The following is a 15,559-nucleotide window of genomic DNA, read 5'->3' as shown; positions in this document are numbered from 1 at the left end:
CTCCCCCCGTCCCAGGCCCGCGCCCGCCGCGTACTCCCCCTCTCCGCCGTCGTCCTGTTCGGGCACCCACATCCGGGCGAGCTGCGGCAGGACGCGCGGTCCCGCGAACCACCGGAGATCGTCGGGATGGCAGACCAGCACCGGCGTACGCGTCGTCGGACGCAGCACCCCCGCCTCCGAGACCCGCCGCCCCACCAGCGAATTCACCAGCGTGGACTTGCCGGCCCCGGTCGATCCACCGATCACCGCGAGCAGGGGGGCCTGCGGGGAGCGCAAGCGGGGAATCACATAGTCATCGAGCTGGGCGAGCAGCTCGGCCCGGTTGCGCCGGGCCCGGGCAGCCCCCCGAAGTGGCAGTGGAAAGCGTGCGGCGTCGACGCGGTCGCGCAGAACGGACAGTGCGTCGAGCAGCCGGGGTCGTACGTCCAAGGTCGCCACATGTGCAGAATGCCCAATTTCGTTGCACTTTTGAAGCGTATAACCCCTCGTGCGCGCCGCAAGAATGCGTACATAACGGGGTGAGTAGCGCATGAGACGCTCGCGACGAGCGAGGCGGAGGCATAACGAGTGCACAACACCCGACGCGCGGGGCGTCAAAAGCGGTGCAGGATTCGTACCTGCCTGCGATTATCGGGACCGCTTCACGGAACCTCCACAACGTGCCACGGAGGTGAAGCAACCGGGACGAGGCACCCGGACCTCTATCCTTGACCGCGGTCCGTGATCCACGTCCACGCCCGGCCCCCGTAGCTCAGTGGATAGAGCAGGTGCCTTCTAAGCACTTGGCCGCAGGTTCGAGTCCTGCCGGGGGCGCCGAGACAGACCCTCCCCTCGGGAGGGTCTTTTTGCTGGTCAAGGGATGTTTGTTGGCCTTGGCGTACGTATTGCGGAGCGGTCCGGGCCAGCCGGTTTTGTCCGGCTGAAGGCGGGACGGGGTGAGGTCCGGCCCGCTGTTCTCTGCGAAAACGTCCCGAGGGTGCGGCGCGTCCGCCGGCCCGACGCGCCCCGACTCACCGGCCCTGACCGCGGCCGCCGGCCTTACCCTGACCGCCTGCTCCGGCGCGAACGCCGCCGACACGAAGGCCGCGGGCCACACGACCATGGGCACGGTCGCCGCCGAGTCCAGCGGCGCGGGCTCCTCCTTAGGAGCGCAGGGCTCCGGTGTCCAGGCGCGCTCCGGAGCCACGGGCGACGCCAAGGCGGGCGTCGCGGGCAAGCCGTCGGGCAGCGCGCACGCCGCGACGGCCAAGACGGCATCCCCGGTCCGCACCCGGACCCTGGCGGACGGCAGCACGGCCGAGATCCACGAGCTCGGTGCCCAGCACTACCGCGCCAAGATCGTCAGCCACGGTTCGGTCCTGGCCACGATGGAGACGAAGGGGCAGGACGCCGGGCTCGACGCCAACGACATGTTCGTCGTGCTCACGCTGGACGGCCAGGTCCGTTCCTGGATGGGCGGCGGGCACCAGGGACCGGGCACCTTCAAGCTCGCGGGGGGGGCTGGACGGCCAAGGTCACGAAGGTCGGTGGGCTGCGGTACCGCGCGCAGATCCTCGGCAACGAGGGCGCGGTGTACGGCACGCTGGAGACGAACCAGCAGGACGTCGGGTTCGACGCCAACGGCGTGTACCTCGTGCTCAGCGCCGGCGGTGTGATCAGCGCCCATCTGTAAATGCCTGCCCGGTTGCGCGCGGGAGCCGGGAGCCACCTCCGGCGGGGCGGCTCCCGGCTCCACCCGTGTCCCCGGCGATCGTGCACTACGTCCGGCAGCCGTTGACCGTCGCCGCGAGGCCGTCCAGCGCGTCTTTGATGTCGTCGGAGTTGGCGGTGGAGCCGTTCTCGATGAACGAGAAGACCTTTACGCGGCCGTCCCGGGCCCTGGTGACGCCGCTGAGGGCGATCGCGCCGGTCAGCGTGCCGGTCTTGGCCTTGACCTTGCCGATGGCGCATTCGGAAGCGGGGGTATCGAAGCGGCCCCACTCGGGGCCGAGGGTGCTGCCTGCCTCACCGGCGATCGGGAGGCCCTTCTCGATGGCACCGAGGGTCCGCTTGTTGCGGGGATCGGTGGCGAGGTCGAGGAGGCGCGCGACCGTGGCGGCCGGTATGCGGTCGGCGCGGGAGAGGCCGCTGCCGTCGTAGAGCTCGACGTCGTCCAGCGGGACGCCGTAGTGGTGGCTGAGCACGTCCCGCACGACAGCAGCGCCGTCCGTGAAGGTGGGGGCCTTGCCCGCGCCGAGGGCGGTCATGCGCAGAAGTGTTTCGGCGATGTTGTTGTCGCTGGTCTTGAGCATCTTCTTGACGATCTCGGACAGCTTCGGCGAGGAGTGCTTCGCCACCGGCACGTCGTGACGGGTGGCCTGGCCGCGCGCCACGTCGCCGGTGACCGTGACCCCCTGGGCGGCGAGTTGCCTCGCGAAGACCTCTCCGGCATCGAGGGACGTATCGGTCCCGGTGTGCCCGTCGACCACGAGAGCGCGGACGGGAGCGACGGAGTCCGTGTAGTAGTCCTCCTTCCAGCCGGTGGCAAGGGTGGGTGGAGGAAAGAGGCTGTCGTCGACCTTGACCTTGACGGAGGTGACGCCCGCGTTCTTCAGGCCCGCGACGGCGGTCTTCGCCAGGGCGGCGAGGTCGTCGCCGGTCAGGACGCGGTCGCCGCCGCCGACGAGGGTGAGGGTGCCGTCGCCGTACACGACCCTGGTGGTGAAGCGGTGGTCGGGGCCGAGAACGGTCAGGGCGGCGGTGGCGGTGGCGAGTTTGGCGTTGGAGGCCGGCATCAACGCGGTGGTCGCGTCATGGCCCCACACGACCTTGTCGGACTTGGCGTCGAGCACCACGCCGCCGACGGTGCTGCCGAGGCTCTTGTTCTGGATGCCGGTGTCGAGCTGGTGCGCGAGCTTGCGTTCGGCGGCGTCGAGCCCTTGTCGCTTCTGGGGTTGGGCCACCGGGCTCACGCCGGCCTTGTCGGCGGCGAAGGCGGACGGACCGGTGAAGAGCGCGCCGGCGACCGGGGTGACCGCGGCAAGGACCAGCGCACGCCGCGCGGCGACGGTAGGAGGCTTGGGCTTGCGGTGGCGGCCGGATACCGGGGGGCGGGGGTTCTCTGACACGAGGAAGACTCCATTCCTCAGCGGGATGCGCCGACCTCAGCTCGGCTCACCCAGAGAAGCTAGGCCGCACCGTCTGGCAAATCCCTTAGAAAAACGGAATATAGGGGCTCTCGCCGATATTGGTGCGGGCAATGCATAACCTTTGCGGTGGTTTCGGTTGGGCAGGAGGCGTCGAAGGGCCGCCGACCCGTCCTCGGTAAGCCGTCGGGCGGGGCGGGAGTGGTCGGTCCTGCCCGACGAGGGTGGTACTCGTCGGTGCGCAGCAGCTCGACCACGGCATGGCCGACGGCGGCGGACCGCAGGTCGTCAGGCGGCGACGGGCGCGGCGATGCGGTCGTGGTAGGCACGCAGGGTGCGTGCGCTGTTCCAGCCGAGCGCGCCCACGACACGGTCGCCCGCGTAGTAGAGCGCGACGAACTTGCCTGCCTTCGGGTCGCCGTCGACGTAGGCGACGCGTGCGTCCCCGGGGCACCAGCCGTGGAACTGGATCTTCGCGTGGAACTGGTCGGTCCATCCGAACGGGACCGGCGCGTAGGGGGTGGCTCCGGCGGGTCCGGCAAGGAGGTTTCCGGCGGCGGCGAGGGCCTGCCGGGTGGCATTGGTGCGCTGTTCCAGCCGGGTCCGTTCGCCGGTGAGGGGGTGTGGCCAGTTGGCGACGTCGCCTGCCGCGTAGATCCCGGGAGCGACCTGGCAGGTGCTGTCGCAGAGCACCCCGTCGCCCAGGGGGAGCCCGGAGTCGGCCAGCCAGTCGACGGCCGGCTCCGAGCCGATGGCGACCACGACCACCTCCGCGGGCAGCTCGGTGCCGTCGTCAAGGAGCACCCCGGTGACCCATCCCCCCGCACCGAGCAGGTCGGTGACGCCGCGGCCCATCCACAGACGGACCCCGTTCTCCTCGTGCAGCTCGGCCACCAACCCGCCCACCTGGGTGCCGAGTTGCCTCGCCAGCGGGGTGGACTCGACGTCGACGAGGGCGACGTCCAGGCCGAGGCCGCGGGTGGTGGCGGCGATCTCGCTGCCGAGGAACCCCGCGCCGATCACCACGACGCGCGGCCCGGCCAGCAGCTGCACGCGGAGCGTCAGCGCCTCGTCGAGGGTGCGCAGCACGTGCACACCGGCCAGGTCGCGGCCGAAGGGCAGGTGACGGGGGCGCAGCCCGGTGGCGATGATCAGGCCGTCGTAGTCCAGCCGGCCCCCGTCGTCCAGCGTGACGGTGCGGGCCACCGGGTCCACGTGGGTTGCGCGGCAGCCCAGTTTCAGGTCCATCCGGAGGCGTTGGATGGCGACGTCCTGCCGCAGGGTGGTCCCGTGCGGTTCCAGATCGCCGGTCAGGACCCGCTTGGACAGCGGCGGGCGGTCGTACGGCGGCCGCAGTTCGTCGCCCACCATGGTCAGGGTGCCGGTGAAGCCTTGGAGCCGCAGGGCGTCGGCCGCGGTGAGGCCCGCGGCCGACGCGCCCACCAGGACGATGTGGTCCATGGCAGGCACTACTTCGCCACCTCGATGGCCAGCGCGGGGCAGAGCGCGGCGGCGTTCTCGACCTGGGGGCGCAGGGCGTCCGGCGGGAGGTCGTCGAGCAGGACGACGATGCCGTCCTCGTCGCGCTGGTCGAAGACGTCGGGGGCGGCAAGTACACACTGGCCTGCGCCGACGCACTTGTCCTCGTCGATGATGACCTTCATGGGATGCTCCGTGTTCCGTGTTCCGTTTTGATGCGGGGTCGGGGTGCTGGGTGCCGGTGGCGGTGGTTCGTACCGGTCGACTACCAGGCCACGGGCAGCTCGTGGACGCCGTAGATGACCATGTCGTGGCGCATCGGCACGTCCTCGGCCGGAACCGCGAGCCGCAGGGTGGGGAACCGGTCGAACAGGGCGCGCAGGGCCGCCTTCATCTCCACCCGGGCCAACTGCTGCCCGATGCACTGGTGGATGCCGTGGCCGAACGCGAGGTGCGGGCTGCGCGCCCGGGCCACGTCCAACTGGTCGGGGTCGTCCGAGAACTTCTCCGCGTCCCGGTTCCCCGAGGACAAGGCGGTCACCACCAGGGAGCCGGCCTTGATCCGGTGGCCGTGCAGTTCCACGTCCTCCAGCGCCACGCGGCGCAGGCCGTACTGGATGATGGTGAGGTAGCGCAGCAGCTCCTCGATCGCGTCGTCCCACCGGGCGGGGTCGGCGCGGAGCGCCGCCGACTGGTCGGGGTTCTCCAGCAGGCACAGGGTGCCCAGCGCGATCATGTTCGCGGTCGTCTCGTGCCCGGCGAACAGCAACAGCGACCCCACGCCGGCCAGTTCCTCATCGGTGAGCTCGCCCGCTTCCGCCAACTTGCCGAGGATGTCGTCGGTGGGTTCGGCGCGCTTGGCACGCACCAGCCGGTGCATGTGCTGCCGCAGCGCCTCCCAGGCTCCCTGGACCACCTCGGCGTCCGCGGTGAGGCTGAGCATGTTGGCCGAGTTCCGCTGGAACTCCTCGCGGTCGGCGTACGGCACCCCGAGCAGCTCACAGATCACCAGCGAGGGAATCGGCAGCGCGAAGGCCTGGACGAGGTCGACCGGGGCCCCGGCGCCGGCCATCGCGTCCAGCCGCTCGGCGACGATCTGCTCCACCGCGGGGATCAGCTGCCGCATCCGGCGCACGGTGAACTCGCCGGTGAGCAGCCGCCGGAACCGGGTGTGCTCCGGCGCGTCCATGAAGATGAACCATCCCGGGCGCACCGGCGGCGTGCCGTCGGCCGCGCCACCGCCGGCCAGTGTGGGGCGGTTGGCGCTGAACCGCTGGTCGGCGAGCACCGTCTTGACGTCCTCGTACCGGCTGATCAGCCAGCCCTCCGCGCCGTCGGGGAAGGTCACCTGGGCGACCGGGGCCTGCGCGCGCAGCGCCCGGTACTCCTCCGGAGCGTCGAGCGGGCAGGTCCGCACCGTGGGCTGCGTCCCCGTGAGCGGCTGGGATGTGGTCATGCGGCAGTCCTTTCCAAGGGGGTGGGGCGTCTCGGCGAACGGTGCTCGTTGCGGTACCCGGCTCAAGAAAACCCAGCCCTGCTGACCCGCCCCGGTCAGCGACCTGACCATTGCCTGACAGTCGGCGACCTCGTCCTCCGGCACGGATTACGGTGTCGTGGACGCCGGGCCCCGGGGCGGCGACGAGTGCGCGACGCCGGGGAACTCGGCGGGCGTGACGGGGCGTTGCCGTCACGGACGCGGCTCGATCCGATGGGTACCTGTCATGCACTCCGCCTCACCGACCGACGGCCTGACCTTGCCCCGAGGAAGTGGTCAGCGGCTGCTCGTCGTGGACGACGACCCGAGAACGGCCGAGCTGCTGGAGACGACGCTGAGCCTGGCGGGGTACCAGGTGACGACCGCGGACCGCGGCGTCGCGGCCCTGCGCGCCTGCGCGGAGGTCTCTTTGGACCTGCTGGTCCTGGACGTGATGCTGCCGGACATGGACGGGTTCGCGGTGTGCCGGAGGCTGACGGAGAACGGGGCACGGCTGCCGGTGCTGTTCCTGACCGCGCGGGACGCGGTGGAGGACCGGGTGACCGGCTTCGCCATGGGCGGCGACGACTACCTCACCAAGCCGTTCAGCGTCCCCGAACTGCTGGCCAGGGTGCACGCCTTGCTGCGCAGAGCCGCCACGAGCGCGGAGCCCGGCCCGGTGCTCGGCTTCGCGGACCTGACCGTGGACGAGCGCAGCAGGCGGGTCCGCCGCGCGGACCGCGTGATCGCCCTGTCGCCGACCGAGTACAAGCTCCTGCGGTACTTGCTGGTCAACGCCGAGTACGTGGTCTCCAAGGAGCAGATCGTGGAGCACGTATGGCAGCACCACTTCAGCAACGGCGTCGTCGAGAAGCTGGTGTCCCGGCTCCGGGCGAAGGTGGACGCACAGGAGCCGCCGTTGATCCAGACGGTGCGCGGATTCGGCTACAGTCTGCGCCTCCCCGGAGACGGGTGACATGGCCGGCGCCTGGCGCGACTCCCTGCGGGCCCGCCTCATGGTGGGGGTCGTCCTGCTGGCGGCCCTGGGCATGGTGGTGGTCAACGTGGCCTCACTGGTGGGCCTGCGCACCTACCTCGTCGATGTCGCCGACGCCAACCTCACCAAGGCCCGCACCACCGTCCAGCACCGCGCCATGGGCCGGCGGTTGCGTGTCAGCGGCGCCATGCTGCATTCCCTGGTTCCAGGAGGCACCTACGTCGCGCTGCTCGACGGGCACGGCCGCGTGGTCGCACAGACACCGGAAAAGGGCCTCAACGGGCGGCCCGCGCCCCGTCCCGACCTGCCGGTACCCGTCCCGCACGGATTCGCCGAGCACCCCGTCACCCTGAAGACCACCGGCACGCCCCTGCCGAGATACCGCACCCTGGCCTTCCCCGTCGGCCCGCACGCCACGGTCCAGCCGCATCCCGGCGTCCCCCCGGAGCCGTTCGGCACCGTGGTGATCGCCGACAGCCTCGCCCCCACGGACGACGTCGTGTACTGGCTGATCGGCGCCGACGCCACGGCCACCCTGGCCGTGCTCGGGGGCATCGTGCTCCTCAGCCGCGGTGTGCTGCGCGTGGGACTGCGGCCGTTGCGCGAGATGGCCGCGACCGCGACCGCCATCGCCGGCGGCAACGTGGACCAGCGCATCGAGACCGCCGGCCGCCCCTCCGAGGTCGGCGAGGTCGCCACCGCCCTCAACCGCGCCTTCGACGAGCGGCAGCGCTCCGAGGAGCGGCTGCGCCGGTTCGTGGCCGACGCCTCACACGAACTGCGCACTCCCCTGACCACGATCCGCGGCTGGGCCCAACTGCACCTGCACGGCCTGGCCCGGGACCCCGAACTCGTCGAGCGGGCGATGCTGCGCATCGAGGACGAGGCGGGCCGCATGCACTCCATGGTCGAGGAGTTGCTGCTGCTCGCCCGGCTCGACCAGGGCCGCCCGCTCACCGCCGCTCCGGTCGACCTCGGCAGGCTCGTCCGGGACGCCGTCGCCGACGCCCGCGCCCTCGAACCCGGCCGGCCGATCACCGTCGAGGAACAGGGCGAGGCCTGCGCGCACGGCGACGAGGACCGGCTGCTCCAGGTGCTGCGCAACCTGCTGGACAACGCACTGCGCTACACCCCGCCCGGCACGCCGACATCCGTCAGGGTGCGTGCGCCGGACGGCGCCCACGTCGAGCTGCGCGTCACCGACCAGGGGCCCGGCATGGACCCCGACACCGCCGGCCGGATCTTCGAGCGCTTCTACCGCGGCGACGCCTCCCGCACCCCCGGCAGCGGCGGCACGGGCCTCGGCCTGAGCATCGTCAAGTCGATCGCCGAAGCACACGGCGGCACGGTGACCGTACACACCACACCGGGCGAGGGCAGCACCTTCACGGTCACGCTGCCCGCTTGCCTCCCACTCGCCGGCTAGCGGTCACCCGGGGCAGGAGGAATGGCACCGAGGAGGTTCGGGATGCCGCAGGCCGTGGCAAGGAGGTCTGCATAGGCGCTGAGTACCTGTCGGGTGCCGTTCAGGGCGCTACGGAGCTGGTCCGCCTCGGGCCAGGCCCGTTCGTGGTCGCGTCGGGAACGATCGGAGGGCCGGCGGCTCTCCCAGTCCTCCAGCGCAGGATGCCAGCTGGCCAGCAACGGCCGTAGTCCGTAGTTGAGCATCGCGACCGCCAGGTAGCCGAAGTTGTACTGGCCGTCCCGCTTGGGCTCCGCAATCTGCGGGCCGTGCCTGCGCAGGATTTCCCGGGTGCTGCCGAACAGCGAGTACAGGCTCGTGAGTGCCTCGCGTAGGAGGCCTTCGTCCGCCCGCATCGGCACCACGGAGACACGGGTGACAAGTTCCACGTACAGCTCCCAGGCCGCACGCCGTTCCGCATCGTTCGGCTCCCAACTACCGGCGATTTCCAGCATCGGCAGCTTCAGCCGTACGTCCACGGTCTTCGGAGCCCGCCCCATCCCAATTCCCCTCTCCAGAGCCAACGGCGACCTGCACATTCTCCTGCGTCGCCCACGCTATACGCGGGATGATTGCCGCAACACGACACGACGGGCACATGGTGACTCGGGGGGCCGCAATGACCGACGCCACGCAGCAGTTCTTCATCAGCTACGCGGGTCCGGACCGCCCATGGGCCGAATGGGTGGGGTGGCATCTCGAAGAGGCGGGCCACCAGGTGATCCTCGACGTGTGGGACTGGCGCGCCGGGGACAATCTCGTGCACCACATGGACCACGCCCTCGAAACGGTCGACGCCGTCGTGGCTCTTTTCTCCAAGTCCTACTTCGACCCCGAGCGATGGACCCAGGAGGAGTGGACCGCCGCGGTCGCCCGACGGGACCGCGTCATCCCGCTCGCGCTCGAACCCCTCACCACCGCTGACGTACACCCTCTCCTGGCCGCGAAGCTCCGCAGGGACCTCCACGGCCTGGACGAGACCACGGCCCTTGCCACCCTGCGTGAGGCGGTCAACGGCGGAACCCGCCCCACCAGCCCGCCTCCCTTTCCTCCCGGCACCACTCCAGCCAACGGCTCGGCCGCAACCTCGAACGGCACCAAGCCTCGGCTGCCCAGTACCACCGGTCAGCCCGATGTGTGGAACGTGCGCCGCCGCAACCCCGACTTCTCCGGTCGTGAGGCCGAGATCGCACAGCTCCGCGACGGACTGCTCAGCGGACAGCAGGCGGTGGTGCGCGCGCTGCACGGGATGGGCGGCGTCGGCAAGACCCAGATCGCTCTGGAGTACGCGCACCGGTTCGCCGGCCAGTACGACGTGGTGTGGTGGATCGACGCCGAACAGGACGACCAACTACCCGTCCATTACACCGAGTTGGCCGACCGGCTCGGCATCGCCAAACCCGAGGCCGGCTCCGAGCACAACGCCCGTGCCCTCCTCCAGCACCTGCGCACGGAACAACGCTGGCTCATCATCCTGGACAACGCCGAGAACCGTGAGCAGATCGACCCCTGGCTCCCCGAGGGCTCCGGCCATGTAGTGATCACCTCACGCAACCCGGACTGGCGGGGTATCGCCCACCAGACCGGCCTGGACGTCTTCAGCCGCCCCGACTCCGTCTCCTACCTCAGAACCCAGATTCCCAGCATCACCTCCGAGGAGGCGGACCTGCTCGCCAGGGACGTCGGTGACCTTCCGTTGGCACTCGCCCAGGCCGTGGGCGTCATCGGCAGCGGCATGACCATCGGCCGCTACCTCCAGCTCCTCACCACCAGCACGGCACGCATTCTGGAAGAGGGCGTCGCGCCCGGCTACCCGGCGCCGCTGGCCGCCTCGGTGGGCATCGCCACCACGGGCCTGGAGAGCGACCACCCCGAGGCCGCGGCCCTGCTGCGTCTCGGTGCCTTCTTCGGGCCCGACCCCGTTCCCACGAGGTGGCTGGAGAGCGCGCGTTCACAGCTCTCCACCATTCCCGGCGACCCGGGCGATCTCATGTGGCCACACGCCGCCCTCCAGCCGCTCAGCCGTTACGGACTGGCCCGCCTCGATCACGAGACCTTCCAGATCCACCGCCTCACCCAGGCAGTGCTCCGCGACCACACCGGTCCCGACGAGGCGGAAAGGATCCGGCGTGATGTCGCCACCGTCCTCAGCAGCACCGACCCGGGCAACCCGGAAGTACCGGATACCTGGCCCGCGTGGGCCTCGCTGGCCTCTCACCTCATCGCCCAGCACGCCGTCCTCAGTCATCGGCCCGAGCTACGACCCCTTCTGCTCAAGACGGCCTTCTTCCTCATTCGGAGCGGGCAGCCACGCAGCGCACTCAGCCTCACCACGCCCCTACGCAAGGTGTGGGCGCGCGAATTGGGGGAGGACCATCCCGACACACTCAGGTGCACGCAGTACCTCGGTCACGCAATGGCCGATGTGGGAGATGTCGTCGGCGCTCTGACGTTCGTCGAGGACACCCTCGCGCGTCGCCGACGTGTGCTCGGTGACGACCATCCCGACACCCTGCAATCCGCGAACGACCTGGCCGCCACCACATCGAGGCTGGGGAAGTACGCAGAGGCCCGTCCGATGTACGAGGACACCCTCCGACGACGACGCCACAACCTCGGCGACAACCACCCCGACACCCTGCAATCCGCCCACAACCTCGCCATCGCCCTGAACCGCGCCGGGGACCACGCCGAGGCCCGCCGCATGCACGAGGACACCCTCCGACGACGTCGGCACACCCTCGGCGACAACCATCCCCACACCCTGCAATCCGCCCACAACCTCGCCATCGCCCTGCACGACCTCGGCGAAATCATGGAGACCCACCGCATGCACACAGGCACCCTCCAACGGCGACGGCACATCCTCGGCGACAACCACCCCGACACCCTGCAGTCCGCCCATGCCCTCGCCATCACCCTGCACAACCTCGGCGAAACCGAGAAGGCCCGGCGCATGGATGAGGACACCCTCCGACGACGACGCCATGTCCTCGGCGACGACCACCCCAGCACCCTGCAATCCGCCCACAGCCTCGCCATCACCCTGCACAACCTCGGCAAACTGGACGAGGCCCGCCGCATGGACGAGGACACCCTCCGACGACGTCGGCACAACCTCGGCGACAACCACCCCGACACCCTCGAATCCGCCCACAGCCTCGCCATCACCCTGCACGACCTCGGTGAAACCGAGGAGGCTCACCGCATGCACGAGGACACCCTCCGACGACGTCGGCAGATCCTCGGCGACGACCACCCCAACACCCTGCAATCCGCCCACAGCCTCGCCATCACCCTGCACACGCTCCGCCGATATGAGGAGGCGGCTCAGGTACTTGAAGACGTGCGGAGCCGCCTGCGCCGCACACTGGGCGACCACCACACACGCACTGTGGCGGTCACCGAGAGTCTGGCCCACACATGGACCGCCATGGGAAAGCGATTTGCCGCCCAGCGCCTCCTGACGGGACAACGGAAGCAGGCCAAGCGCCGATTCGACCGGAAGAAGAAGCGTCGGTAGCCGACGGGGGGAGCGACGTCCAAGACGGTTGCCGGTGTGGTGAGTTCGAGGCGAACTCAGCGGCGTTCCGCGGCCGTTTCCCTCATCGGTGTGGTTTCGCCCCGGTCGTGGTGCGGCCGCCGGTGTGTGTCGCGTTCACTCTCTGCAGGTCGCGCATTGTGCGGGCCGGCCGGCCTACGCCGAGACATGCGGAGGTGCACCATGACAGGCGGGACAGTTCTGTTCGCGGTACCGGAGACCCCGGAGAGCGTCAGCACCGGGGCCGAGCAACTGCGCAGAATCGGCAAGGAGTTGGAGAACTGCGGTTTCGAAGTGCGCTGGGCGTCCACGGCGGAGGACGCCCAGGCGGTGTTGCGGACCGAGGCGGGGCTCGCCGCAGCCGTGGTGGACTGGGGTCTTCCGGAAGGCGGCAAGGTCACCGGTGAGCCGGGCGGTGCCGGCGTGCTGCGACGGGTCGGTCAGCGCTTCCAGAATCTGCCGGTCTTCCTGATCACGGCCGGCGAGGACCTGGAACACCTGCCGCTGTGGGTGGCGGAGACGGTGGTCGGCTACATCTGGCCGCTGGAGGACACCGCACGCTTCATCGCCGGACGGGTCGCCGGCGCCGCCCGCGGCTACCAGGAAGAGCTGCTGCCGCCGTTCTTCAAGGCCCTGCGCCGCTTCGACCACGCGCACGAGTATTCCTGGCACACCCCCGCCCACTCCGGTGGTGTCGCCTTCCTCAAGTCCCCGGTCGGCCGGGCCTTCCACGACTACTTCGGGGAGCGGATCCTGCGCAGCGACCTGTCGATCTCGGTCGAGGAGCTGGGCTCGCTGTTCGAGCACACCGGTCCGGTCGGCGCGGCGGAGCGCAACGCCGCCCGTGTCTTCGGCGCCGACCGCACCTACTTCGTCCTCCACGGTGACTCGACCTGCGACCGGATGGTCGGTCACTTCAGCGTCACCCGCGACGAGATCGCGCTGGTGGACCGCAACTGCCACAAGTCGGTCCTGCACGGCCTGGTCCTCTCCGGAGCCCGGCCGGTCTATCTGGTCCCCACCCGCAACGGCTACGGGCTGGCGGGCCCGCTGCCGCCCGCCGAGATCCAGGAGCGGTCGATCGCGTCCCGGATCGCCCGCAACCCGCTCGCCCAGGGCGCGGTTTCCGCACAGGCCCCGTACGCCGTACTGACCAACTCCACCTATGACGGCCTGTGTTACGACGCCCTCCAGGTGGCCCGAGCACTCGCCCCCAGCACCCCGCGGCTCCACTTCGACGAAGCCTGGTTCGCGTACGCCCGCTTCCACCCCCTCTACGCCGGGCGCTACGGCATGGCGGTGGGCCCCGACACCTTCCCCGGCCCCGACCGTCCGACCGTGTTCTCCACCCAGTCGACCCACAAGCTGCTGGCCGCGCTGTCGCAGAGCGCCATGGTGCACGTCAAGCCCGCGCCCCGGGCACCGGTGGAGCACGACCGGTTCAACGAGGCGTTCATGATGCACGGCACCACCTCACCGCTGTATCCGATGATCGCCTCCCTGGACGTGGCCACCGCGATGATGGACGGGCCCCAGGGCCGCTGGCTGCTCGACGAGGCGGTGACCGAGGCCATCCGCTTCCGCCAGAGCGTGGTCCGCACCGGCCGGCGCATCGCGGCCGCCGGTGACCGGCCGGACTGGTTCTTCGGCGTCTGGCAGCCCGAGTCCGTGGTCGACCCCGCCTCCGGGGAGCGGCTGCCCTTCGCCGACGCCCCGGCGGAGCTGCTGCGCACCGAACCGTCCTGCTGGCAGCTGGAGCCCGGTGCCGAGTGGCACGGCTTCGCCGGCCTGACCGAGGGCTACTGCCTGCTCGACCCCGTCAAGGTCACCCTCACCTGCCCCGGCATCGACGCCGGCGGGCGGATGGCCGACCAGGGCATCCCCGCGCGCGTCCTGACCGCCTATCTGGCCACCAGGAACATCGTGGTGGAGAAGACCGACAGCTACACCACGCTCATTCTGTTCTCCATGGGGATCACCAAGGGCAAGTGGGGGACCCTGATGGACGCCTTGATGGACTTCAAGACGCTCTACGACCAGGACACGCCGCTGGAGCGCCTGCTGCCCGAGCTGGTCGCCGCCCACCCCCGGCGCTACACCGGCCAGACCCTGCGGGCACTGTGCCAGGAGATGCACGACCACCTGCGCGAGGCCCGTCTGGTCGAGCTGCTCGACACCGCGTTCCAGGAACTGCCCGTGCCCGTCACCCCGCCCCAGCACTGCTACCAGCAGCTCATCCGCGGCGGCACCGAACGGGTACGGCTGGCCGACGCGGCCGGCCGGACCGCCGCCGCCATGGTGACCGTCACCCCGCCCGGCATCCCCGTCCTGATGCCCGGCGAGAGCACCGGCGCCCCGGACGGTCCGCTGCTGCGCTACCTGGCCGCGCTGGAATCCTTCGACCGGCGCTTCCCCGGCTTCCACAGCGAGACCCACGGCGTCACCCTCGACCCGGACACCGGCGACTACCTCATCGAATGCGTACGCCGGATCCCGGCGCAGCAGGCCGGACCGGCCGCGGAGTCCCAGGCCCTGCAGGCGCCGTCCCCGGCCGGCTCCCACCTGTCCGCGGACTGACACCCGGGGGGCACGCCCGAGCCGGTGCCACGCCGGGACCTGTGCCACGCTGGACCTGGGACCTGTGCCACGCCGCCCGGGCGATACGCCGACGGTCCTGTTCGGCGGCCCCGCCGTACGACCACAGGGTGAACCAAGGATCCGCCGGCCGGGCGACGTCCGGCCGGCGGAGTCGCACGTACCGTCGTGGGATCGACCGGAGGCCCAGGCTGAGGCGGACCGGACAGCGCAGTCAGAGCACGGAGAGCCGAGGCTCATGACATCCCAGAACCGATCATCCCGTTCCTCCCGGGGCACCGTCCTTCTCATCGCGCTCGGCTTCCTCGTGGCGGCCCTGATGGTCGGCGGAGTGCTGTGGGCGAGGAGCCACCTCACGTGGATCAAAGAGCAGCGGGGTGGGGGCGCCTGGTCCCTCACCTATGAGGCCAGGTCCGTGCGCGGCGAGGACCGGGCCACCGCCGTGCGCTACCGGCACAGCCCCGGTCAGTACGAGACGAAGGAGCGCGACGAACGGCTCGGCTCCACCACGCTTCCGTGGAGCACCGAGGTCGTCGTCAACACCGGCGCCGAGGCCCGCGTCGAGGTGACTCCCGCCGGGAGGGGGATCGCGTCCTGCCGCATCCTGCTCGACGGCGTGCGGGTGGTTGCCCAGGGGGCGTCCCCGGGCCCCGGAAAGCCCGCGGTCTGCGATGTGATCACCAGCAGTACCCCCGAGAAGTGGCCACGCTGAGGCCGCCGCGCCGACCGGCTCGACGCCCCGAACGGTCGCTCCCGTCCCCTGGCCGGCGCGGACGGCGGGGTGGCGGGGGCGCTCGTACGTCCGCGAGGGTGTCCTCGGCCTGTCGGACGGCGGGTGGCCGAAATCTGCACGCGTGGCGGGGAGTGCGGGGGTGGCGCTCGGGGG

11 protein-coding genes, 1 tRNA gene and 1 pseudogene are annotated in these 15,559 nt (G+C 70.7%); 7 read left to right on the top strand and 6 right to left on the bottom strand.

Going from position 1 to position 15,559, the window contains the following annotated elements; translation table 11 throughout:
- A partial coding sequence (locus EST92_RS25910) for a GTPase domain-containing protein (RefSeq protein ID WP_161981769.1) occupies nt 1-438 on the bottom strand: 438 nt, incomplete at its 3' end.
- Nucleotides 439-740: 302 nt separating this feature from the next.
- On the opposite strand from EST92_RS25910, the gene EST92_RS25905 reads away from it, so the two are divergent.
- A tRNA-Arg gene (locus EST92_RS25905) sits at nt 741-813 on the top strand.
- 206 nt (nt 814-1,019) lie between these two features.
- Nucleotides 1,020-1,672 (top strand): annotated as a pseudogene (locus tag EST92_RS25900) (hypothetical protein).
- An 85-nt stretch (nt 1,673-1,757) separates the two neighbouring features.
- Here the strand turns inward: EST92_RS25900 and dacB are convergent.
- The 4 genes from dacB to EST92_RS25880 all read right to left on the bottom strand — a co-directional run bounded on the left by dacB (nt 1,758) and on the right by EST92_RS25880 (nt 6,060).
- A complete protein-coding gene (gene dacB / locus EST92_RS25895) occupies nt 1,758-3,107 on the bottom strand; it encodes a D-alanyl-D-alanine carboxypeptidase/D-alanyl-D-alanine-endopeptidase (RefSeq protein WP_129283195.1) in 1,350 nt (449 codons plus the stop codon).
- A 306-nt stretch (nt 3,108-3,413) separates the two neighbouring features.
- Nucleotides 3,414-4,586: an FAD-dependent oxidoreductase gene (locus tag EST92_RS25890; RefSeq protein ID WP_129283194.1), complete on the bottom strand. Its 1,173-nt coding sequence runs from the start codon at nt 4,584-4,586 to the stop codon at nt 3,414-3,416.
- Nucleotides 4,587-4,594: 8 nt separating this feature from the next.
- Nucleotides 4,595-4,789 (bottom strand): ferredoxin, encoded by a 195-nt coding sequence (locus EST92_RS25885; protein ID WP_129283193.1) that lies wholly within the window; start codon nt 4,787-4,789, stop codon nt 4,595-4,597.
- An 80-nt stretch (nt 4,790-4,869) separates the two neighbouring features.
- On the bottom strand, nt 4,870-6,060 hold the full coding sequence (locus tag EST92_RS25880; protein ID WP_129283192.1) for a cytochrome P450: 1,191 nt from the start codon (nt 6,058-6,060) through the stop codon (nt 4,870-4,872).
- Nucleotides 6,061-6,325: 265 nt separating this feature from the next.
- Here EST92_RS25880 and EST92_RS25875 point away from each other — a divergent pair, with 265 nt between their 5' ends.
- Both EST92_RS25875 and EST92_RS25870 read left to right on the top strand, forming a co-directional pair.
- On the top strand, nt 6,326-7,054 hold the full coding sequence (locus tag EST92_RS25875; protein WP_174244136.1) for a response regulator transcription factor: 729 nt from the start codon (nt 6,326-6,328) through the stop codon (nt 7,052-7,054).
- Between the two features lies 1 nt (nt 7,055).
- Entirely contained in the window at nt 7,056-8,501 is a 1,446-nt protein-coding gene (locus EST92_RS25870) for a HAMP domain-containing sensor histidine kinase (RefSeq protein WP_129283191.1), read from the top strand.
- Here EST92_RS25870 and EST92_RS25865 read toward each other — a convergent pair.
- A complete protein-coding gene (locus EST92_RS25865) occupies nt 8,498-9,037 on the bottom strand; it encodes a hypothetical protein (protein ID WP_129283190.1) in 540 nt (179 codons plus the stop codon). The two genes, EST92_RS25870 and EST92_RS25865, sit on opposite strands and share 4 nt — an antisense overlap.
- Before the next feature lie 119 nt (nt 9,038-9,156).
- Here EST92_RS25865 and fxsT point away from each other — a divergent pair, with 119 nt between their 5' ends.
- From fxsT to EST92_RS25850, 3 genes are all read left to right on the top strand, one after another.
- Entirely contained in the window at nt 9,157-12,060 is a 2,904-nt protein-coding gene (fxsT, locus tag EST92_RS25860) for an FxSxx-COOH system tetratricopeptide repeat protein (RefSeq protein WP_129283189.1), read from the top strand.
- Nucleotides 12,061-12,261: 201 nt separating this feature from the next.
- On the top strand, nt 12,262-14,655 hold the full coding sequence (locus EST92_RS25855; RefSeq protein ID WP_129283188.1) for an Orn/Lys/Arg decarboxylase N-terminal domain-containing protein: 2,394 nt from the start codon (nt 12,262-12,264) through the stop codon (nt 14,653-14,655).
- Between the two features lie 256 nt (nt 14,656-14,911).
- Complete coding sequence (locus tag EST92_RS25850; protein ID WP_129283187.1) at nt 14,912-15,385, top strand: hypothetical protein; 474 nt, start codon at nt 14,912-14,914, stop codon at nt 15,383-15,385.
- The last annotated feature ends 174 nt before the right edge of the window (nt 15,386-15,559 follow it).

Origin of the sequence: Streptomyces sp. TM32, assembly GCF_004122755.1 — a bacterium.
Classification (GTDB): Bacteria; Actinomycetota; Actinomycetes; order Streptomycetales; family Streptomycetaceae; genus Streptomyces; species Streptomyces sioyaensis.
The sequence above is the reverse complement of the archived record's forward strand: the minus strand, read 5'-3'. Positions and strand labels throughout refer to the sequence as shown.